This window comes from Micromonospora sp. A3M-1-15, assembly GCF_024213425.1.
Classification (GTDB): domain Bacteria; phylum Actinomycetota; class Actinomycetes; order Mycobacteriales; family Micromonosporaceae; genus Micromonospora; species Micromonospora chersina.
This window is the reverse complement of the sequence record NZ_JANAVK010000001.1, coordinates 1859233-1880708: the sequence shown is the minus strand read 5'-3', so window position 1 is coordinate 1880708 and position 21476 is coordinate 1859233. Positions and strand designations below refer to the sequence as shown.

The 21476-nt window shown below is 73.1% G+C and carries 18 protein-coding genes and 1 tRNA gene; 15 read left to right on the top strand and 4 right to left on the bottom strand.

What is annotated here, in order from left to right; genetic code table 11:
- Positions 1 to 220: 220 nt before the first annotated feature.
- From kdpF to NLX85_RS08750, 6 genes are read left to right on the top strand one after another with little or no spacing between them, the layout of a single operon-like run.
- Entirely contained in the window at positions 221 to 310 is a 90-nt protein-coding gene (gene kdpF / locus NLX85_RS08775; protein WP_148798554.1) for a K(+)-transporting ATPase subunit F, read from the top strand.
- The gene (gene kdpA / locus NLX85_RS08770; protein ID WP_254333170.1) at positions 310 to 1965 is read left to right on the top strand and encodes a potassium-transporting ATPase subunit KdpA; all 1656 of its coding nucleotides are present in this window, start codon (positions 310 to 312) and stop codon (positions 1963 to 1965) included. Before kdpF ends, kdpA begins: the two co-directional genes overlap by 1 nt.
- A 20-nt stretch (positions 1966 to 1985) precedes the next feature.
- Positions 1986 to 4172, top strand: coding sequence for a potassium-transporting ATPase subunit KdpB (gene kdpB / locus NLX85_RS08765; RefSeq protein ID WP_254333162.1), 2187 nt, complete (start codon positions 1986 to 1988; stop codon positions 4170 to 4172).
- Complete coding sequence (locus tag NLX85_RS08760; RefSeq protein ID WP_254333160.1) at positions 4172 to 5053, top strand: potassium-transporting ATPase subunit C; 882 nt, start codon at positions 4172 to 4174, stop codon at positions 5051 to 5053. Before kdpB ends, NLX85_RS08760 begins: the two co-directional genes overlap by 1 nt.
- A 60-nt stretch (positions 5054 to 5113) precedes the next feature.
- Positions 5114 to 7654: a DUF4118 domain-containing protein gene (locus NLX85_RS08755; protein ID WP_254333157.1), complete on the top strand. Its 2541-nt coding sequence runs from the start codon at positions 5114 to 5116 to the stop codon at positions 7652 to 7654.
- Positions 7651 to 8331: a response regulator gene (locus NLX85_RS08750; RefSeq protein ID WP_254333155.1), complete on the top strand. Its 681-nt coding sequence runs from the start codon at positions 7651 to 7653 to the stop codon at positions 8329 to 8331. Before NLX85_RS08755 ends, NLX85_RS08750 begins: the two co-directional genes overlap by 4 nt.
- Here the strand turns inward: NLX85_RS08750 and NLX85_RS08745 are convergent.
- On the bottom strand, positions 8319 to 9491 hold the full coding sequence (locus tag NLX85_RS08745) for a low temperature requirement protein A (protein WP_254333153.1): 1173 nt from the start codon (positions 9489 to 9491) through the stop codon (positions 8319 to 8321). The two genes, NLX85_RS08750 and NLX85_RS08745, sit on opposite strands and share 13 nt — an antisense overlap.
- Complete coding sequence (locus tag NLX85_RS08740; RefSeq protein WP_254333152.1) at positions 9488 to 10705, bottom strand: MFS transporter; 1218 nt, start codon at positions 10703 to 10705, stop codon at positions 9488 to 9490. The genes NLX85_RS08745 and NLX85_RS08740 overlap by 4 nt, the downstream gene beginning before the upstream one ends.
- 275 nt (positions 10706 to 10980) lie before the next feature.
- Between NLX85_RS08740 and NLX85_RS08735 the strand changes: the two genes are divergently transcribed.
- The 4 genes from NLX85_RS08735 to NLX85_RS08720 all read left to right on the top strand — a co-directional run bounded on the left by NLX85_RS08735 (position 10981) and on the right by NLX85_RS08720 (position 14195).
- Positions 10981 to 12009 carry a DUF4331 family protein gene (locus tag NLX85_RS08735; protein ID WP_254333150.1) on the top strand — a complete coding sequence of 343 codons (1029 nt, stop codon included), beginning with the start codon at positions 10981 to 10983 and terminating at the stop codon, positions 12007 to 12009.
- A 169-nt stretch (positions 12010 to 12178) separates the two neighbouring features.
- Positions 12179 to 12589, top strand: a complete 411-nt coding sequence (locus NLX85_RS08730) for a hypothetical protein (RefSeq protein ID WP_091314680.1) — start codon at positions 12179 to 12181, stop codon at positions 12587 to 12589.
- A gap of 16 nt (positions 12590 to 12605) precedes the next feature.
- A complete protein-coding gene (locus NLX85_RS08725) occupies positions 12606 to 13202 on the top strand; it encodes a cell wall protein (RefSeq protein ID WP_091260850.1) in 597 nt (198 codons plus the stop codon).
- A gap of 126 nt (positions 13203 to 13328) precedes the next feature.
- Positions 13329 to 14195: a MauE/DoxX family redox-associated membrane protein gene (locus NLX85_RS08720; RefSeq protein ID WP_254333148.1), complete on the top strand. Its 867-nt coding sequence runs from the start codon at positions 13329 to 13331 to the stop codon at positions 14193 to 14195.
- 35 nt (positions 14196 to 14230) lie between these two features.
- Here the strand turns inward: NLX85_RS08720 and NLX85_RS08715 are convergent, their stop codons facing one another.
- Both NLX85_RS08715 and NLX85_RS08710 read right to left on the bottom strand, forming a co-directional pair.
- The gene (locus NLX85_RS08715; protein WP_254333146.1) at positions 14231 to 16948 is read right to left on the bottom strand and encodes a M48 family metalloprotease; all 2718 of its coding nucleotides are present in this window, start codon (positions 16946 to 16948) and stop codon (positions 14231 to 14233) included.
- Positions 16941 to 17465, bottom strand: coding sequence for a hypothetical protein (locus tag NLX85_RS08710; RefSeq protein ID WP_254333144.1), 525 nt, complete (start codon positions 17463 to 17465; stop codon positions 16941 to 16943). Before NLX85_RS08710 ends, NLX85_RS08715 begins: the two co-directional genes overlap by 8 nt.
- Positions 17466 to 17694: 229 nt before the next feature.
- Here NLX85_RS08710 and NLX85_RS08705 point away from each other — a divergent pair, with 229 nt between their 5' ends.
- The 5 genes from NLX85_RS08705 to NLX85_RS08685 all read left to right on the top strand — a co-directional run bounded on the left by NLX85_RS08705 (position 17695) and on the right by NLX85_RS08685 (position 21370).
- Positions 17695 to 17868 carry a hypothetical protein gene (locus NLX85_RS08705; RefSeq protein ID WP_254333142.1) on the top strand — a complete coding sequence of 58 codons (174 nt, stop codon included), beginning with the start codon at positions 17695 to 17697 and terminating at the stop codon, positions 17866 to 17868.
- Positions 17869 to 18128: 260 nt separating this feature from the next.
- Complete coding sequence (locus NLX85_RS08700; protein WP_254333140.1) at positions 18129 to 19181, top strand: acyl-CoA desaturase; 1053 nt, start codon at positions 18129 to 18131, stop codon at positions 19179 to 19181.
- 720 nt (positions 19182 to 19901) lie between these two features.
- A complete protein-coding gene (locus NLX85_RS08695) occupies positions 19902 to 20198 on the top strand; it encodes a helix-turn-helix domain-containing protein (protein WP_254333138.1) in 297 nt (98 codons plus the stop codon).
- A 187-nt stretch (positions 20199 to 20385) separates the two neighbouring features.
- Positions 20386 to 20461: transfer RNA gene (locus tag NLX85_RS08690), tRNA-Arg, on the top strand.
- Positions 20462 to 20707: 246 nt separating this feature from the next.
- Complete coding sequence (locus tag NLX85_RS08685) at positions 20708 to 21370, top strand: tol-pal system YbgF family protein (protein ID WP_254333136.1); 663 nt, start codon at positions 20708 to 20710, stop codon at positions 21368 to 21370.
- The last annotated feature ends 106 nt before the right edge of the window (positions 21371 to 21476 follow it).

The following is a 21476-nucleotide window of genomic DNA, read 5'->3' as shown; positions in this document are numbered from 1 at the left end:
GTCAAAAGCGCGTCAAGAAATTCCGGAGCGCCGTCATGGTCGCGTTATAGCCCCTGTCCGCCCGTCGGGTGGGGCGTTTTGATTGCCCGGCGCGACCGGGAGGCGGTCGTGACGAATGAATCCGGTAAGAGGAGTCAGCCGTGTCTGACGTGCTGTTCGTGTTGCTGACGGTGGGGCTGTTCGCGGCTCTCGCCCTCGTGGTGAGGGGTGTGGAGAAGCTGTGAGCGTCGTCAACGCCGTCGGCCTGGTGCTGGCGATCGGCCTGGGCGTGTTCCTCGTCGTCGCCCTGCTGTTCCCGGAGCGTTTCTGATGTCCATGACGGCAGCCGGTGTGCTGTTCATCGTGTCCCTGGTGGCGGGGCTCGTCGCCCTCTACCGGCCGTTCGGTGACTACATGTACCGGGTGGTCTCCGGCACCCGGCAGTCCCGGGTCGAGCGGGGCATCTACCGCCTGGTCGGGGTGAACCCGGCCGCGGAGCAGACCTGGGGCGTCTACGCCCGCAGCCTGCTCGCCTTCTCGGCCGTCTCCATCCTGTTCCTGTACGCGTTCCAGCGCCTGCAGAACCACCTCTGGCTCTCCCTGGGCCTCGACCCGGTGCTGACGCACGGCGCCTGGAACACCGCCGTCTCGTTCGTGACCAACACGAACTGGCAGTGGTACTCGGGTGAGTCGACCATGGGTCACCTGGTGCAGATGGCCGGCCTGGCGGTGCAGAACTTCGTCTCCGCAGCGGTCGGCATCGCCGTGGCGGTCGCCCTGGTCCGGGGCTTCGCCCGCAGCCGCACCGGCGAGCTCGGCAACTTCTGGGTCGACCTGACCCGGATCGCGCTGCGCGTCCTGCTGCCGATCGCGGTGCTCGGCGCCCTCGCCCTCATGATCGGCGGCGCGGTGCAGAACCTCTCCGGCGGCACTGACGTCACCACGCTGACGGGCGGCACCCAGCACGTCACCGGCGGGCCGGTGGCCAGCCAGGAGGTCATCAAGGAGCTGGGCACCAACGGCGGCGGCTTCTACAACGTCAACAGCGCCCATCCGTTCGAGAACCCCACCACCTGGACGAACTGGCTCGAGATCTTCCTGATCCTGCTGATCCCGTTCAGCCTGCCCCGCGTCTTCGGCCGGATGGTCGGGCAGAACCGGCAGGGCTACGCCATCGCCGCGGTCATGGCGATCCTCGCCCTGGCCAGCATCACCCTGACCAACGTTTTCGAGTTGTCCGGTCACGGCACCGTGCCGCAGGCGGTCGGCGCGGCGCTGGAGGGCAAGGAGGTCCGGTTCGACGTGTCGAACTCGGCGACCTTCGCCGCCGCCACGACGCTGACCTCGACCGGTGCGGTGAACTCCTTCCACGACTCGTTCACCTCGTTCGGCGGCCTGATGACCATGGTCAACATGATGCTCGGCGAGGTGGCGCCCGGTGGCGTGGGCGCCGGCCTCTACGGCCTGCTGATCCTCGCGGTGATCACCGTGTTCGTCGCCGGCCTGATGGTCGGCCGGACGCCGGAGTACGTCGGCAAGAAGATCGGCGCCCGCGAGATCAAGCTGGCGTCGATGTACTTCCTGGTCACCCCGGCCCTGGTGCTCGCCGGCACGGCCGCCGCCTTCGCCACCGGCAACAGCTCGACGGCGTTGAACGTCGGCCCGCACGGCCTGTCCGAGGTGCTCTACGCGTTCACCTCGGCCAGCAACAACAACGGCTCGGCGTTCGCCGGCATCACCGTGAGCACGCCGTGGTGGAACACCGCGCTGGGGCTCTGCATGCTGCTCGGCCGGTTCCTGCCGATCATCTTCGTGCTCGCGCTGGCCGGCTCGCTGGCCCGCCAGCAGCCCACCCCCGCCTCCGAGGGCACCCTGCCGACCCACCGACCGCTCTTCGTCGGGATGGTCGTCGGCGTCACGGTGATCCTCGTGGCGCTGACCTTCCTGCCGGCCCTCGCGCTCGGCCCCCTCGCTGAGGGGCTGTGACCACCATGAGAGAGAACGACATGACCACCTCCACGCCGGCACCGCACGGTACGGCGGACGCCCCCACCGCCGGCACACCCGCCACCCACGGCAACCGGGGCGGTGGGCTGCTCGACCCGAAGCAACTCGTCCGGTCCCTGCCCGACGCGCTGCGCAAGCTCGACCCGCGCACCCTGTGGCGCAATCCGGTGATGCTGATCGTCGAGATCGGCGCGCTGTTCACCACCGTCCTCGCCGTTGCGGACCCGTCGGTGTTCGCCTGGGCGATCACGGTCTGGCTCTGGCTGACCGTGATCTTCGCGAATCTCGCCGAGGCCGTCGCGGAGGGCCGGGGCAAGGCCCAGGCCGCCGCTCTGCGGAAGGCGAAGACGGACACGGTCGCCGCCCGCGCCCTGGGCTGGACCCCGGGCGCGGCGCCGGGGACCTTCCGCACCGAGTCGGTGCCCGCCCCGCAGCTGCGGCAGGGCGACGTCGTCGTGGTCGAGGCCGGAGAGATCATCCCGGGCGACGGGGACGTGGTCGAGGGCATCGCCAGCGTCGACGAGTCCGCCATCACCGGCGAGTCCGCGCCGGTCATCCGGGAATCCGGGGGTGACCGCAGCGCGGTCACCGGCGGCACGAAGGTGCTCTCCGACCGGATCGTCGTGATGATCACCCAGAAGCCGGGGGAGAGCTTCATCGACCGGATGATCAACCTGGTCGAGGGAGCCAACCGGCAGAAGACCCCGAACGAGATCGCGCTGAACATCCTGCTCGCCGCGCTCACGGTCATCTTCCTGCTGGCCGTGGTCACGCTCCAGCCGCTGGCGATCTTCTCGAAGGGCTACCAGGCCGCCGCGTCGGACACCGGCGCGATCACCGACGCCGGCGTCACCGGTGTGGTCCTGGTGTCCCTGCTGGTCTGCCTGATCCCGACCACCATCGGGGCGCTGTTGTCGGCCATCGGCATCGCCGGCATGGACCGGCTGGTGCAGCGCAACGTCCTGGCCATGAGCGGCCGGGCCGTGGAGGCCGCCGGCGACGTCAACACGCTGCTGCTGGACAAGACCGGAACGATCACCCTCGGCAACCGGCAGGCGGACGAGTTCATCCCGGTCCAAGGGGTGACCGCGGCGGCGGTTGCCGACGCCGCGCAGCTGTCCAGCCTCGCCGACGAGACCCCCGAGGGCCGTTCCATCGTCGTGCTCGCGAAGAACGAGTTCGGGCTGCGTGAGCGCGAGCCGGGCCTCATCCCGCACGCCACCTTCGTCCCGTTCACCGCGCAGACCCGGATGAGCGGCGTCGACCTCACCCCCGACGACGGGCCGGCGCGGCGGATCCGCAAGGGCGCCGCCGCCGCCGTCATGAAGTGGGTCCGCGAGAACGGCGGCCACCCGACCGAGCAGGTGGGGCAGCTCGTCGACGAGATCAGCGGCATCGGCGGCACCCCGCTCGTCGTCGCCGAGCACGTCGACGGCCAACCGGCCCGCACGCTCGGCGTCATCCACCTGAAGGACATCGTCAAGACGGGGATGAAGGAGCGGTTCGACGAGATGCGCCGGATGGGCATCCGGACCGTGATGATCACCGGTGACAACCCGCGTACCGCCAAGGCGATCGCCGACGAGGCCGGGGTGGACGACTTCCTCGCCGAGGCCACCCCCGAGGACAAGCTCGCCCTGATCAGGAAGGAACAGGAGGGCGGCCGGCTGGTCGCGATGACCGGCGACGGCACCAACGACGCGCCCGCGCTCGCCCAGGCCGACGTCGGCGTGGCCATGAACACCGGCACGTCGGCCGCCAAGGAGGCCGGCAACATGGTCGACCTCGACTCCGACCCGACCAAGCTGATCGAGATCGTCGAGATCGGCAAGCAGTTGCTGATCACCCGCGGTGCCCTGACCACCTTCTCGATCTCCAACGACATCGCCAAGTACTTCGCGATCATCCCGGCCATGTTCGCCGGCATCTACCCTGGCCTGGACACGCTGAACATCATGCGGCTGGCCAGCCCGGAGTCGGCGATCCTGTCCGCGGTCGTCTTCAACGCGATCATCATCATCGCGCTGATCCCGTTGGCCCTGCGGGGCGTGCGCTACCGGCCGGCTGCCGCATCAAAGCTGCTCAGTCGCAACCTGCTGGTGTACGGCCTCGGCGGAATCATCGTGCCGTTCATCGGCATCAAGCTCATCGACCTGCTCATCCAGTTCATCCCGGGGATCTCGTGATGCGCCTTCCTTCCTGGCTCTCCCAGCACCTGGCCGCCCTGCGCGCGCTGCTCGTCTTCACCGTCCTGCTCGGCCTCGCCTACCCGCTGGCCCTCGTCGCCGTCGGCCGGGTCCCCGGGCTCGACGGCAAGGCCGACGGCTCGCTGCTGCGCGTGAACGGCACGACCGTGGGCAGCTCGCTCATCGGCCAGTCCTTCATCGACGCGGACGGCAACCCCGTCCCGCGCTACTTCCAGTCCCGGCCGTCGGCGGCCGGCGACGGCTACGACCCCACCTCCACCTCGGCCAGCAACCTCGGTCCGGAGAGCGTGGTCGACACCATCGCCACCAACCCCGACGACTCCACGCGGAGCCTGCTCACCCAGGTCTGCTCCCGCAGCAGGGCGGTCGGCGAACTCGACGGCGTCGACGGGCGGCGGCCCTACTGCACCCCGGACGGCGTCGGGGCGGTGCTGGCCGTCTTCCGCGCCGACGGGCTGACCGGGCGGATCACCCGGGTGGTGAGCGTCAACCAGGTCACGCCGGCCACCCCCTTCCTGAGCAGCTACCAGGGAGTGCCGGTGGAGCTGGCCCAGCCCGACCACGACTACGTCGCCGAGGGCGGGATCATCACCCCGATCCGTGGCGACGCCCCCGCCGAGCCGGCCGTGCCGTCCGACGCGGTCACCGCCAGCGGCAGCGGCCTCGACCCGCACATCTCCCCGGCGTACGCGCAGATCCAGGTGGCCCGCGTGGCGCGTGAGCGGGCTGCGGACCCGGCGGAGATCCGGAAGCTGGTCGAGGCGCACACCACCGGCCGCTCGCTCGGCTTCATGGGCGAACCCGGGGTGAACGTTCTCGAACTCAACCTGGCGCTCGACCAGAAGTTCCCCGCCCGCTGACCAGTCGAGGAGGGGCCCGCGTGCCGGGCCCCTCCGCCACGGATCGGAGAGGATGGTCCCGTGCCCAGGGGAGAACTCCGCATCCATCTCGGGGCCGCACCGGGTGTCGGCAAGACGTACGCCATGCTCGAGGAGGCTCAGCGGCGGGCCGAGCGCGGCACCGACGTGGTGATCGGGCTGGTCGAGACCCACGGCCGGCCGCACACCGCCGCCATGATCGGCGACCTGGAGGTGGTGCCGCGCCGTTCGATGACCTATCGCGGGGCCGAATTCACCGAGATGGACCTCGATGCCGTGCTGGCCCGGCGCCCCGAGGTCGCCGTGGTCGACGAGCTGGCACACACCAACGTGCCCGGCTCCCGTAACGAGAAGCGCTGGCAGGACGTCCAGGAGCTGCTCGACGCCGGGATCAGCGTGCTGACCACGGTGAACATCCAGCACCTGGAGTCGCTCAACGACGTCGTCACCCAGATCACCGGCACCACCCAGCGGGAGACCCTGCCCGACCAGGTGGTCCGCGCCGCCGAGCAGGTCGAGCTGGTCGACATGACCCCGGAGGCGCTGCGCCGCCGGATGGCCCACGGCAACATCTACCGCCCGGACAAGATCGACGCGGCGCTCGGGAACTACTTCCGGGTCGGCAACCTCACCGCCCTGCGCGAGCTGGCCCTGCTCTGGCTGGCCGACAAGGTCGACGAGCAGCTCGACGCGTACCGGGCGCAGCAGGGGATCTCGGCCACCTGGGAGGCCCGGGAACGGGTGGTCGTCGCCCTGACCGGCGGGCCGGAGGGGGAGACGCTGATCCGCCGGGCGGCCCGGATCGCCGCCCGCGGGAAGGGCGCCGACCTGCTCGCCGTGCACGTGGCCCGCAGCGACGGGCTGGCCGGGGCCGACCCGGCCCGGCTGGCCCGGCAGCGGGTGCTGGTGGAGAGCCTGGGCGGGACGTACCACCACGTGCTCGGCGCGAACATCCCGGCGGCGCTGCTCGACTTCGCCCGCGGCGTCAACGCCACCCAGCTGGTGCTCGGCGCGAGCCGGCGCGGGCGCTTCGCCCAGCTGCTCTCCCGGGGCGTCGGTGTCACCACCACGGCGCTCTCCGGGCCGATCGACGTGCACCTGGTGACCCACCCCGAGGCCGGCCGGGGCCGACGGGCAGCGGAGGTGCCGGCCGCGCTGTCCCGGCGGCGCCGGCTGCTGGGGTACGCGCTCGCGATGCTCGGCATGCCGCTGCTGACCCTGCTGCTCGCGGCCCTGCCCGACCTCACCCTGACCAACGACATCCTGCTCTTCCTGGCCGGCGTGGTCGGGGTGGCGCTGGTCGGCGGGATGTGGCCGGCGCTGGTCGCCGCGCTGGGCAGCTCGCTGCTGCTGAACTGGTTCTTCACCCCGCCGTTCCACACGCTGACCATCGCCGAGGCGGACAATCTCCTCGCCCTCGGCGTGTTCGTCGGGGTGGCCATCGCGGTGAGCTGGGTGGTCGACGTGGCCGCCCGGCGTACCCGGGAGGCCGCGCGGGCCTCGGCCGACGCGCAGACCCTGGCCACCGTGGCCGGTGGGGTGCTGCGCGGCGAACGGCCGCTGCCCGCGCTGCTCGACCAGCTGCGGGAGACCTTCGCGCTGCGCGCGGTGAGCGTGCTGGAGCTGGCGGCCGAGGCGGAGGGACGGCCGGCCCGAGCCCGGGAGGCGGCGGCCTGGCGGGTGGTGGCGAGCGTCGGGGAGGCGCCGCCGGGCAGCCCGGGCGCCGGAGAGACCGCCGTGCCCGTCGACGACCGGCTCACCGTCGTCCTCGCCGGCCGCCGGCTGGAGGCCGCCGACCGGCGGGTGGTCGAGGCGTTCGCCGCCCAGGCCGCCGTGGCGCTGCGCCAGGAACGCCTCACCGCGGCGGCCGCCGCGGTCCGGCCGCTCGCCGAGGCCGACCGGATGCGCACCGCGCTGCTCGCCGCCGTCAGCCACGACCTGCGTACGCCGCTGGCCTCGGCGAAGGCGGCGGTGAGCAGCCTGCGCAGCCACGACGTCGAGTTCGACGCCGACGACCGCGAGGAACTGCTGGCCACCGCCGACGAGTCGCTGGACCGGCTGGGCCGGCTGGTGGCGAACCTGCTCGACATGAGCCGGCTCCAGGCCGGCGCGCTCGGCGTCACCGCGACCGCGATCGGGCTGGAGGACGCCGTACCCCGGGCCCTGGACGAGCTGGGCCCGCCGGCGGCCGACGTCACCACGGACATCCCCGCCGACCTGCCGGCCGCCGCCGCCGACCCGGGCCTGCTGGAGCGGGTGCTGGTCAACATCGTGGCCAACGCGCTGCGGCACAGCCCGCCCGGCCGGCCGCCCACCATCACCGCCAGCGCCCACGCCGGGCAGGTCGAGCTGCGGGTCATCGACACCGGGCCGGGCATCCCCGAGGACCAGTGGGAGCACGTCTTTCTGCCGTTCCAGCGTCTCGGCGACCGGGACAACCAGACCGGCGTGGGGCTCGGGCTCGCCCTGTCGCGCGGGCTGGCCGAGGCGATGGGTGGCAGCATCACCCCGGAGACCACCCCGGGCGGAGGGCTGACCATGGTGTTGCGGCTGCCCGCCGCCGAGGAGAGGGGCGAGCGGTGACCCGCATCCTGGTCGTCGACGACGAGCCGCAGATCCTCCGCGCGCTGCGGATCAACCTGCGCGCGCGCGGCTACGAGGTCCAGGTCGCCGAGACCGGCACGGCGGCGCTGAAGACCGCGGCGAGCCACCCGCCCGACCTGGTGGTGCTCGACCTCGGCCTGCCCGACCTGGACGGCGTCGAGGTGATCCGGGGCCTGCGCGGCTGGACCACCGTGCCGATCATCGTGCTCTCCGGCCGGGCCGGCAGCGAGGACAAGGTCTCCGCACTGGACGCCGGGGCCGACGACTACGTCACCAAGCCGTTCGGGGTGGACGAACTGCTCGCCCGGATCCGGGCGGTCACCCGCCGGCTCGGCGGCGCCGCCCCGGCCGGGCCCGCGCTGCGGATCGGCCGGCACACCGTCGACCTGGCCGACCGGACCGTCACCCGGGACGACGGCGTCGAGGTGAGGCTCACCCCCACCCAGTGGGCCATGCTGGAGAAGTTGCTGCGCAACCCGGGCAAGCTGGTCAGCCAGCGCCAGTTGCTGCACGACGTGTGGGGACCGGAGTACCAGCACGAGACCAACTACCTGCGCCAGTACATGGCCCAGCTCCGGCGCAAGCTGGAGGACGACCCGGCCCGGCCCCGGCACCTGATCACCGAGCCGGGGATGGGCTACCGCTACCGGCCCTGACCCGGGCCGCCGGCTGGCGGGGGCCGCCTGGTCGCCGTCGCGTGCTGCCGCCGGTCGAGCAGCAGCATGACGACCAGCACCAGCACCAACGCGATGAGCTGCACCCGGGCGTTCAGCCGGGTGCCCACGGGGATGGTGGCGAGCACCGCCGCGCCGGTGACCAACCGGCTGAGCACCGGAGCGGAGTGCAGCGAGCGGCGCAGGCCCGCGATCCCGGCCAGGTACAGCGCCACGCCGCCGGCCAGCGCCAGCGCCGAGCGCCAATGGGCCGGCTGCCCCGGGTGCGCCACCGCGGCGTGGATGCCGGCTGCCGCCACCACGATGCCCAGCAGCAGCGGGATGTGCCCGAAGCCCACCCGGAGGGCCAAGCGGGGCCGCTCCGTGTCGACCGCGGCCAGCCGCTCCTCCACTTCAGACGTGTCGGTGAAGTACGTCCACCAAAGTGTGGCCGGCAGCACCAGCGCCAGGGCGATGACGGCGGCCGTGCCGACCCCGACGTGGGCGGTGTCCACACCCATCCCGATCGCCACCACCGACTCGCCCAACGCGATGATCACAAGGAGCCCGTGCCGCTCGACGAAGTGCCCCGGTTGGAGGTGGAACGCGGGCAGCACACGCACCCAGGAGAACCGGGGCACCAGGTACGGGACGACCGACTGGAGCGCGAGCGCCGCGAGCCAGCACGCGTACCGGGCCGTGCCGTCGGCGATGCCGCCCACGAGCAACAGCAGGGCCGACCCCAGGTTGTAGACGGCGAGCCGGGCCAGCGCCGGACCGATCCCGGCCCGGGTGAACAGCAGCAGGTGGACGCTGATCACCACGAGGTAGCCCACGCCGAAGAGCAGCCCGGTGCCGTCGAACGCGTCCGGCACCGCGACCGCCGCCAGCAGGAAGCCGACCATTCCCACGAAGAGCAGCATCTTCTGCGCGGGCGCCCGGGGCGGCACGTGGTTGGCCAGCCACACGTAGCCGTCAAACATCCACCACAGGATGCCGAAGAGCAGCAGCACCCGGCCCAGCCCGCCCGGCGACAGGTCCTCCCCCAGCACCCGGGTGAGCTGGGTCAGGGTGAAGACGAACACGAGGTCGAAGAAGACCTCGACGGTGGTCACCCGGTCGGCCGGTGCCGGGTTCCCGGGCCCCGGACGCGCGGGTGTCATGAGGACCGAGCGTAGACCTCCGCCCCGGGCTCGGGGCCGTTCTCGGCCCGTCGCGGCCCGTCGGCGCGGGCGACGGCCCAGAGCACCACGGCGCCGAGCAGCGCGGCGGCCGGGGCGATCGCCAGCCCGTACCGGAGGCTCGTCGACACCAGCGGGCCGGCGAGCGCGGAGCCGGCGGCGCTGCCCACCACGAACGCCGTGCTCACCCAGGCGAACGCCTCGGCCACCGTGCCCCGCTCGGCGAGCCGCTCGGCGGTGAGGAAGATGGCGGTCAGCACCGGCGGCAGCGCCAGCCCGCTGACCACGAGCAGGCCGGCCATCGGGACCGGGCCGGGGGCGAGCAGCAGCGGCAGGTAGCCGATCGTGAGCCCGGCGGCCAGCAGCGGCAGCCGCCCGGGCCCGCCCGGCCGGGCCCGGATGTAGAGCAGGCCCCCGGCCAGCGCGCCGGCAGCCTGCGCCGCGAGCAGCCAGCCGCTGAGCCGCCGGTCGCCGGCCGTCTCGGCGTAGCCGGTCACCGCCACGGCGATGCTGCCGACGGCCGCGCCGACACCGACCACGCCGGCCATCAGTGCGGTGAACCGGGGTACGCGCAGCGGGCCGGCCCAGTGCCGGACCGCCGGCACGCCGCGCCAGGCGCGGACGGCGGGGCTGAGCGCGTACGCCGCAGTGCCGGCGAGCTGGAGGGCCCCGGCGGCGACCAGCCCGGCGGGCGGGCCGGCCAGGGTCACCGCGAGCAGGGTGACCAGCGGGCCGACCACGAAGATCACCTCCTGCACGGCGATGTCCAGCGTGTACGCGGTGGGCACCGTGGCGGGCGGGAGCAGGGCGGGCCAGAGGGTACGCAGGCACGCCTCCAGCGGCGGCGTGCCCAGCCCGGCCACCGCGGCGCCGAGCACGGCGCCGGTGACGTGCCCGCCGGTCAGCGCCACCGCGCCGAACCCGAGGCCGGAGAGGATCGCGGCGCCCCACAGCACGGGCGGCTGCCGCCAGCGGTCCACGGCCCGGGCGAGCAGCGGGGTGCCCACCGCCATGCCGGCGGTGTACGCGGCGACGAGCAGGCCGGCGGCGGCCAGGCTCAGCGACTGGCGGGCGAAGAGGAGCAGGGCCAGCGGCCCGCTGGCGGTGGGCAGCCGGCCGACCTGGCTGCTGAGGAGGACCCGGAGGACCTGGGGTGCGCGCAGCACCGCCCGGATCCCGGAACTGTCGACGGACATGGGACATCGCTCCCGGTGCGACGTGACGGGGACAGGAGGCGTCGGGTGCCGGGCGCCTCAGGGAGCGAAGTCGGCCCGCTCGTGGTCGTTGCCGTAGAGCGGCAGGGCAGGCGTGAGCCACTGGGCGTACGCGGCCGCCGCGGCCTCCACCGGGATCATTCGCCGACGGTAACCCACCGGCCAGCCGGACGGAAAGCTCCGATTGGAGCATTTGGGATGTTCCGCGCGGATAGGCTCTGCCGTGCCGTGCCGAGCCGCTGACCCGGGAGACAGCCATGTCGCACCACCTCGACACCCCGCTCGCCGCCCAGAGCGGCCAGCTCTACCTCGACGACCTCTTCGTCTTCGACGGCGAGCGCGGGACCGTGCTGGTGATGGACGTCAACAGCTCGGTGACCCGGGCGGACATCAAGCCGGGCTTCCACCACGAGGCGCGGTACGAGTTCAAGGTCCACGTCGACGGCAGCGAGATGGAGGAGCTGACCTACCGGGTGGCCTTCGGTGAACTCGACGCGCAGGGCCGGCAGGAACTCACCGTGCACGCCCTCACCGGCGCCGAGGCGTACGACGACGCCGCCACCGGCACGCCGGTCGCTCAGGGCCGCACCGGCGAGGAGGTGACCGGCGACCACCTGCGGGTCTGGGCCGGGCGGATCACCGACCCGTTCTACATCGACCTGGACCAGCTCGCCACCGTCAATGACGCCTTCAAGAACGGCGCCCCGCTGGACCGTTCCGCCTGGCGGCCCGAGAACGCGAAGAACAGCTTCGCCGGCACCACCGTCGACTCGATCGTGCTCGAGGTGTCCCGGGACGAGCCGATGCTGCGCGTCGGCACCCGGATCGGCGTCTGGGCGGCCACCAAGCTGGCCACGGACGCCGGCGGATGGCGGCAGATCAACCGCGCCGGCCACCCGATGATGTGGCCGATCTTCTGGCCCACCGACACCGACTTCTCGAACCCCGCCAACACCCGCCACCCCTGTGAGGACCTGCGGGCCGACGGGGAGGAGATCGCCTCCGCGGTCGCCCGGGTGGTGGCGGCCAACGGCACCGCTCCCGACCCGGGGGCGCACGGCTGGAGCGTGGCCCGCGAGGTCTACCCGGACGTGCTGTCCTACCAGGTCGGCACGCCGGCGAACTACGGGTTCGCCGTCCGCAACGGGCGCACCATGGCCGACAACGTCCCCGAGGTGATGTTCTCCCTGGTGCTCAACACCGGGATGACCTCCGGCCTCACCCCCGACGTCACCCGGGACGCCCGGGCCGCCTCCTTCCCGTACGTGGTCCCCGCCGGGCGGTGAGTTCCTGAGCCGGGGTGGGCCCGGCCCGCGGTGGCAATGACCGGGCGCCGGTAGTTCCAGGCGTAGGAAATCTTCTTCATGGCTGTTGACTCAGGTGGTTTTTAACACAACAATCGCCATCTATATCGACATCCATCGTTGTCGATCAGCGATCGGGAAGGAGGTATCCATGGCGGCCATACGAGGCGAGGTGTCGTGGTTCTGCTGCGGCACCGCCTGGGGACCGTGCGGCACCGCCGGCGGCGGCGCCTGTGGCACCTGCAAGTCGGGCAACTACCAGCACGCCTGGCCGAACACCTCGGACGCGTGCTATGCCATCACCCACCCGGACACCTGTGGCCTCAGCATGAGCCGGCGGGGGTGCGGCTTCCGGCACTACACCACCAACCTCTGCAACGGCGCCCGGGTCGGCACCACCATCGCCGACTGCGGCCCGCAGACCGACCTGTTCTGCGGTGAGCGCACCTGCTGCGGCTCGGCCTGCGGCAGCAACCGGATCATCGACCTGACGCCCGCGGCGTTCAGTGCGATCGGCAGTCTCTCCGTGGGGCTGCGGCCCTGCTCGGTCGACACCGTCTGAACGGGAGGGTTCCGCCATGCCCCAGACCCTGGACCGCCGCCGCCTCCTCGCCACCGCCGCGCTCGGCGGCGTCGTGGGCGCCACCGGACTCGGCTCGCTCGCCCCCGAGGCGGCCTTCGCCGCCGAGCCGGCGGCCGTCGAGCCCGGCGCGCCCGACCCGAACTTCGTCGAGGGCCGGATCAGCAAGATCTCCGGCCACCTGCTGCTGGTCACCGGATCCGACACCGTGCTGCACTCGATCCGGATCACCGACGGCACTAGCATCTGGAAACTCCACCCGACCACCTTCGACCAGGTCGCCATCGGTGACGGGCTCTACGCCCGCGGCGTCCGCCTGCCCGACGGCACGCTCGCCGCCGACTCGGTGTGGGTCAACATCGTCAACCTGCACGCGCACATCGCCGCCGTCGGCCGCAACCTGCTGCACCTCGACCACAAGGGCCAGCGCATCGTCGCCCACGTCGTGCCCGGCCGGTCCGCCGCGGTCTACAACGGCACCCCGGCCATCAGCGACCTGTCGCTGCTCCGGGTCGGCCGGCACGTCCAGGTGCTCGGCGCCTGGCACCCCGACACCAACGAGATCGACATCGCCACCGTCTACGCCGCCGCCTGACCGGTACGCCCGACGGCTCCAGGTCCCGGCGCGGCGTCGGACGCGCCGAGCTGGAGCCGTCGCGGGGCGGCGCGCCACCCGTGCCGCCCGGGCGTCACCCGTCGGCCCCACCCGAGGGGAGAACCCATGATCGACATGATCGCGGCGCTGCAACCGCTTGTCGTCGGTGCGGTGCTGATCTGGTCCGCACGCGTCAAACTCCTCAACCGGCACGCCGCGACGGTCGCCCGCCGCTCCGCGCTCGCCCCGCTGCTCGGGGAGGACCGCGCGCTGCCCGCGTACCGGCTGCTCGGGGTCGTCGAGCTGACCCTCGGCGCGCTCCTCGTGCTGCCACCCGCCCTGCCGCTGGAGACCGCCGTCGCCACCGCCCTGGCCGTCGGCTTCCTCGGCTACCTCACGTACGCCCGACGGACCGCCCCCGCCTCCTCGTGCGGCTGCCTGAGCAGCCGACCGACCCCGGTCTCCGGTCGCAGCCTCGGCCGGGCCGCTCTGCTGGTGGTGGCGGCCGGGCTGGCCACCCTGGTGCCCGGCGGCTGGCCCGCCGCGCTCGCCGACCGCCCGCTCGCCGGCGGCGCCACGCTGCTGGCCGAGGTGGCGGCCGTGGTGGCGCTCTCGCCCGAACTGGACGCCGCCTGGCTCCTGCCGCTACGTCGGCTGCGCGCCCGGCTGACCAACCCGCTGCGCGGCGGCTCCGGCCTGCCGCTGCTCGCCACCGTGCAGCAGGTCCAGCTCAGCGACTCCTACCGGCGGGTGGCGCCGCTGCTCCGCTCCGACGTCCGCGAACACTGGGACGACGGCGAGTGGCGCTTTGTCGGCCACGCCGCGCGCTACCAGGGCCGGCCGGCCACCGCGGTCTTCGCGGTGCCGCTCGTCGACGGCGAGCCCGAGGCGGTACGGGTCGCCGTCGTCGACGACGCCACCGGGCAGACACTGCTGGCCCTCGCCGGGGCCGGGCAGCCCGCCGGCCCGCGGCTCGACGTGGTCCCCGCGTAGCAGTCGACGGGACCACCGGACACCCGGTGGTCCCGTCACGCCGGGCTGCGGACGAACGTCTCCTCGCCCCACGAACCGTCGTCCCCGTCGGACCGGATCATCAGCTCGGCCGGTCCGCACCGGTAGGTGCTGGCCGAGTCATCCACGACCGTGGTCACGTCGGCCTCCCGCCCGTCCACCCGCAACAGGGCGAGGTCACCGGTGGTCACCACGTTCCGCTGGGTGTACCGGCCCGACCCGGCCGTCCACCGGTAGGTCTGGGTGCCCCGGCGCACCCGCTGGACGGTGTGCCCGTTCAGCGTCCCCTCCGCCACCGCCAGGTCGTACAGGTCCGTCGCCGTGCCGTCCACCCGGTACGCGGTGGCGTACCCGGTCGACGCCCCGCTGGTCAGGTCGACGGCCGTGGCCGCGGGCAGCCCGGCCAGCCGGCCCAGGACCGAGTCCGTCGCCACGGGGAAGTGGTAACGGCCGGCGGAGAGCCGCCACACCCCGACGAGGCAGCGGTCCCGGTCCACCGGCGTGGCGGACCGGGTGCCCGGCCCGTCGCCCGTGACGGCCGCGGCGGCCAGGCCGAGCAGCACGGCTGCCGCCGCCCCGGAGGCGAGCCAGCGCCGGGACGCGGCCCGGGCCAGCACGGCCGTCACGGCGGCGCCCAGCGCCCCGGCGAGGGTGGCGACCACCGGCGCGACGAGCAGCGCGTGCCCCAGCGCGCGGGCCACGGCCGCCCGGTCGGGAGCGGCACAGCCCGCGCCCGGTCCGCCCGCGTCGCAGGAGAGCAGCACGCCGGCGGCCAGCACCGCCGGCGCGAGCAGCACCCCGGCGGTGAGCGCGGCGAGCGTGCCGTGCCAGACCGACAGCCGGCGGCCGGCCACGACGGCCACCGCGGCGGTGACCTCGACCAGCGTCACGGGCAGCAGGGTGTGCCCGTCGACCAGGCCGCGCAGCGCGCCCGGCCCGAGGCCCGGATCGTGGGCGGCCACGGCCACGCCGGCCGCCACCACCGGCAGCGCCACGGCGGCCACGACCCCGCTCACCACGCCGAGCCGGAGCGCCAGCCAGGTGGCGGCCCGGGTGGCGGCCAGCGGGAAGAGCGCGGCGGCCAGCGGGGCGGCCAGCAGGTAGGGCGCGTGGTCGGCGAGGGCCCGCACGTGCCAGCCCAGGGTGTCGGCCACCGTGACGAGGGTGACGTGGTCCGGGTGCCCCTCGCGGGCGGCGACCACGCGCACCATGCTCACGTCGCCGTCGGCGAACCAGGTGTCCAGCATCAGCAGCGAACCGAGGAAACCGGCGGTCAGCACGGTCGCCGCCACCGCGGCGGCGGCCCAGACGCGCCGCACCGCGCGGCCCTCGGCGTGCCGGGGGAGGCGGCGCAGCCAGGCGTCGGCGCCCAGCACCACCCAGCGGCCGAGCAGGGCGCCACCGGCGACGGCGCCCAGCGCCAGCGCCAGTTCCACCCACCAGGCCGGACGGTCGTCGGCGTACCCGGCCGACCAGGCGAGCCGCCGGCCCACCAGCAGCCCGACCACCAGCGCGGCCCCAAACACCGCACCCCGGACCGGCGGCCCACCGTGCCGCCGCGCCCACCACGCCGACCGCCACAGCGTCCCGGTCAGCACCAGCGCCAGCGGCGCACCGAGCAGCAACCCCGCCGCGTACGAGCCGCCGGTGAGCGCGTCGAGCCCGCCCGGCCGGCGCGGCAGGTGGGACAGCAGGTCCATGAGCGGCGGCGCCGCGATGCCGGCGGCCAGCCCGGCGCCGAGCGCCTCGACCGGCCGGGCGGACACCAGCCGTCGGGGCCGCTCCAGCTCGTCGGCACGCGCCCGGGCCAGCGGGTGGAACCGGAACAGGGCACCCAGCCGGTCCCGCCACCCGGCCGGCCGTCCCTCGACGCCGAGCAGCGCCCGGGCACCCGCCACGTCGTCGCCACCGAGGCGGGCGTCCGCGGCGAACTCGCGGGCCCGCAGCACCGACCAGGCGGACACCTGCACCACCACGGCGAACAACGCCAGCCGCCACACGTCCCGGCCCAGGTCCGGCGCCCGGCGCGCGCTGAGGAAGGTGACGGCGGCCGGGACGACCACACCCAGCGGGAACGCCCACGCCAGCGCGACGGTCAGCCGGGTCAGGTCCACGTCCGCGTTGCGCAGGTGCGCGAGCTCGTGCAGCACGACGGCCCGGAACCGCGCCGGGGCCGTGCGGTGCGCGTGCACCAGTCCCAGGTCGAGCCGGACGTAACGGCCGGCGACCGTGCCGAAGGTGTTCCCGCTGACCCGGGCCGACCGGGAGACCAGGAACGTGGGCGCCCGCCGCAGGCCCGCCTCCCGCACCAGCGCGGCCAGGTCGGCCCGCAGCGCCTCCGTACCCGGCACCCGGTCCAGCCGGCGCAGGCCGCGCAGCCGCCGCTCGACCCACGGCGCGGCCAGGTAGACCAGTGCCGTCACCACCAGCAGCACCGCCAGCCCGGTGAGCAGCTGCCGCCGCACGTCCGCGTCGAGGGTGCCGAGGCACCGGTTCACGGCGGCCTCCGACTCGGCGTCGACCGTGCCGGCCCGCACGTCGATGGCCGGTGGCAGGCCCCGCAACCCGGCCAGGCAGGTGGCCCGCTCCCGGGTGGCGGCCGCATCGACGAGGACGATCTGCCAGCCGAACATGCTGGTCCCGACCACCGCCGTCGCCGCCGCGACGAACCGGCCCAGGGTGGCCGAGGGGAGCGGCGGATGCGGCGTCCCCGTGTGCCGCGCCGGCTCACCCACCGTCGGCGTCCGTGCCGAACCGGGCGGCGAACGCCTCGCGCACCGCGTCCCGCAGGACCGCGACCTGGTCCTCCGTGAGCTGCCAGCGCGGGTCACGGGCCGCCGCGGTGACCGCCTCCTCGATCCGCAGCAACTGGCCCGGCCGCAGCCGCACCGGCGCCAACTCCGCAGGGCGGCGGGACCGCCACCGCCGGCCGACCGCCCGCAGGCCACCCCGGACCGCATCGGTCGCCTCGCCCTGCAGGGCGTCGCGCAGCGCCGCGAGCCCGACGCCGCACAACACCATCACGTACGGCAGCACCGGCTCGACGACCTCGGCGAACCCGCCGCCGCCGGCCTCCCCGCCGCCCACCCGGGTCAGCGCCCGGGGGTCCCGCCGCCACCGGCCCGGACGCCGCCGGTAGGCGGGTTCGAGGAAGGGCAGCAGGTGCTCCTCCTCGGGCGCGACCGCGCGGATCGCCAGCCGGACGAGTTCGTCCTCGGTGCTCCGGTCCGGAGCGTGCCTGGTGGGGCTCATGCCGTCGCGCCTCCTGGCCGGTGGTCGGGAAGCGGCGGCTTCCGGCGTCAGGGTAGGGGCGGAACATCGCCGGTCACGATCAGCAATCGGACAGTAACCCTGCGGGTGTGGTCGCACCCAAGGGGAGGCGTACGGTGAGCACGTCGCCCCGGGTCCCCGGCAGCCGCCAGTGCTGTCGCCGCCGTTCGAGAGCATGGCCTTTCCGGGCGGCTCTAGCAGGGAGCACCCGATGAGGATCGCCCGGCACAGGATCGTCAGCCTTCTTCGCGAACGCGGCCAGCAGGTCAGGGCCGACTGGGTCGAGCGTGAGCTACCGGAGCGGGTGAACCCTGAGGACCACGTCGGGCTGCTCGCCCTCCTGCGGGTTGATCCGGCCGACCTCGTCGACGCGCCGTCCCCGTGACGGTCGCTCCGCTCGGACCGGTCCCGTGGTCGAGCGCGCCGGCTCCAGGTATCGCCGTACGCCTCCCGATCGCGCTCCGGCGCAATGCGCCCATTCCGCCCCGACAGGGCTCGGCGATTGCCGAGACTGAGGAGGACAGGCGTAGGCCCGCCAGCGAGCAGGCCGGCCGGGAGAGGGAGCCATCGTTGCCCGCATGACCGGCTGGTCGAGCCGGCGCCGCTGAGCCAACCGTCGGGGCACTAACAGCAGGAGAAGCCGTCGTGAGCGACACCAGCATCGGTGCCGAACGCCAACGGGGCAGCGCCTACGCCGACCTGTCCCGGCAGGTGCGCGCAGCGGGCCTGCTCGAGCGGCGGCAAGGTCACTACGCGGTACGGATCGGCCTCGTCGTCGGCTCCTACGCCGGACTGTGGGCCCTGTTCGTCAGCCGGGGTGAATCGTGGTGGCAGCTCGCCGTCGCGGTAGCCCTCGCGGTGGTCTTCGCGCAGGCCGGGTTCATCGGCCACGACGCCGGTCACCGGCAGATAGCCCGCTCGCGACGAGCCAACAACCTGATCGGCATCCTGCACGGCAACCTGTTGACCGGGATCAGCTACGGCTGGTGGGTGGACAAGCACAACCGGCACCACGCCCACCCGAACACCGAAGGCAGGGACCCGGACATCAGCGTGGCACCCCTGTCCTTCACCGCCGGCCAGGCCCGCCGGCGGGGTGGCCTCGGCGCACTCTTCGTGCGTCACCAGGCGTACCTGTTCTTCCCGCTGCTCCTACTGGAAGGCCTGCACCTGCACGCGAACAGCGTGCGGGCCGTCCTCCGGCCGCGCCCCCTGGCGCGTCGCCCCGCCGAAGCCGGGCTGTTGGCCCTGCACCTTGGCGGCTACCTCACCACCGTGTTCCTGGTCCTGAGCCCGGCGCAGGCCGTCGCGTTCATCCTGGTCAACCAGGCCGTGCTCGGCCTCTATCTCGGCTGCTCGTTCGCCCCCAACCACAAGGGCATGCCGATCCTCGGTGCCGAGGACAACCTCGACTATCTGCGGCGGCAGGTCCTCACCTCCCGCAACGTGCGTGGCGGCAAGTTCGTCGACACCGCGCTCGGTGGCTTGAACTACCAGATCGAACACCACCTGTTCCCGAGCATGCCGTGCCCCAACCTGCGTCATGCCCGGCCGTTGATCCGGCGGTTCTGCGCCGAGCACGACCTGGACTACCACGAAACCACCCTGGGCCGCTCTTGGGCGGAGGCACTGCGTCACCTCGACGACGTCGGCTCGGGTGACCCGCGATCGGCTCGCCCGACGTCGACCCGCCCATAACGCGGCGGTCAGCTCACCCACGCCGGCCTTCGTCTCTTGGCACGAGACCGTGTCCAGGCGGTGTTCATCGGCCGGTAAGCGGCACCGGCGTCGGTCCGTCGTCCGCCACGGCTCTCGCCATGCGCGCCAGGTCAGTCACCCTGATGCCCGACGGCCAGATAATCTGGGCTGAACCCACTAGATACCTTCCGTGGTCTGGCATACTCTTCTTCGAGTCGAGAGGAAAGATCCGTCAAGACGCAGACGGGCTGTCCGGCCGTGAGGTCACGACGGGCGGCGAGGGAGGGGAACGACAACAACCGTTCCTCCCGCTATGCAAGAGGAGCACGTCAGTCCCGGCGTGACACGCGCCGGGTGCAGGTGGGGCCAAGGCTTTTTCAGGGCTCCAGCTGATGTTCGCCGTGCAGGGGCCATGAAGTCGCGTGGGCTCCGACGCCGGCGGACCGTACGTCAGTGAGGGAAACAAGTAGCAGAGGAAAGGGAGGGCCGTACACCGTTGGATCGCCCGCCGTTGGCCGTCTTGTCGGGCCTGGCGGACACCGCAGTTTCCATCGAACGAGAGGTGGTCTCCGGTCACGCATATGCGATCCTCGCACCCGAAGCCGTCAGTAGCGGCTGGTGCGGATACGAGAGGCCGACGTTCCGGTCGGCAGATGGTGTTCTGACCCGTAACCCTGGGCCCCGGCGCGTGAGCGCCGGGGCCCTCGACGTGGAGGTGACATGGGGCAGAACCCCGATGACATGTTCGGCGACGAGGACTACCCCGCCTACACCATCGGCCAGGCCGCGGAGATGCTCGGCACCTCGCAGGACTTCCTGCGCCGCTTGGACGAGGCCAAATTGATCGACCCGCACCGCTCCAGCGGCGGGCACCGCCGCTACTCGCGCTACCAGTTGCGCCTGGCCGCCCGGGCCCGCGAGATGGTCGACCAGGGCACCGCCCTGGAGGCGGCCTGCCGGATCATCGTCTTGGAAGACCAACTCGAGGAAGCTCTTCGGCAGAACGAGAAGCGGTAGCGTGGGCCGCGGCGGCAGCCGGCAGGGCCGGGGCGGCCGCGAGTCACCCGGTGGCAGCGGATGGGCTGACCGCTGGTGCGCTCCGTGTGGTCATCCACCGGGGCCAGTCGACCGGGAAACGCAGGTCAGCGCGGGCCACTCCCTGCCACTCCGGGCCAACGCGCAGGTCGCTAGACTGGGCCCTCGCGCCCTCGTAGCTCAGGGGATAGAGCATCGGTTTCCTAAACCGTGTGTCGCAGGTTCGAATCCTGCCGGGGGCACCAGGTCACACCCTTGATCAACGATCACTGTTCGGCCTTCCGGGGCTTCCGTGCCCGCTGCGTGCCCGATCGCCTGCCACCTTGGCCCTGCTCGCGTCCAGGTGCTGAGCGACCTCAGCGTCCCGACCGTCGACCGCGCGGGCGTGGTGGCGGGTCGTCACGCTGGCGTTGGCGTGGCCCAGCCGGCGAGCTCTGCCCTGACTAGACTGCTGGATTCAGCAGATGGTGGCGATGCCAGCGGGGGCGGCGATGAGCATCGACGATCGGATCGAACGGGCCAGAGAGCTCTACGAACGGGCGGTGTACGGCGGGGATTCCAGCGCGCTGATCGACGCCGAACAGGGCTTGGACGCGGTCGAGGCCGATGCCGCGTTGGCGCGCGGGAAGATCTTGCACGCGCGGTTTCAGAGCGCGGATGCGGACGCCGGCTCGTTGTCTTCCGAGGATCCGGCTGAACTTCCGTTGTTCGAGCGGGCGCTCGACTTGTACCGGGCACTGGGCGACACGCGCGGCGAGGCCGAGGCATTGTTCTGGATTGGTTGCCTGTACCAGTTCATACGGCGTGACAACGAGACCGCGGTTCCGTATCTGGAGCGGTCCTGCCGGCTGGCGGCGCAGACCGGCGACAAGCCGACCTGGTCCGAGGCGCTGAGGCACTTAGGCATAGCGGCGCACGCGGCTGGCCGGCTGGACGAGGCACGCGAGCGGCTGGAGGAGTCATCACGGCTGCGCCGGGAGGTCGGGGCTCTGCCGGGCGTGGCGTCCAACATGATCGGACTGGCCTACATCGCCGCCGCCCAGGACCGCCGAGCGGACGCGCTCGCAACGCTCGACGAGGCGCAGACCATCGCGAGCGCGCAGGGTGCTCACGCCATCTTGCGACACATCGAGCAGGCGAGAACGAAGATCTAGGCGTGTGGCCACGGCAGAGCCTCGGTTGTTGGCCGGTCGACCTCGGAGAGCACCAGCCGTCGTGCTCGTCGTGACGCCCGCGTCTGCCGCGATCCGCGCTCGGATG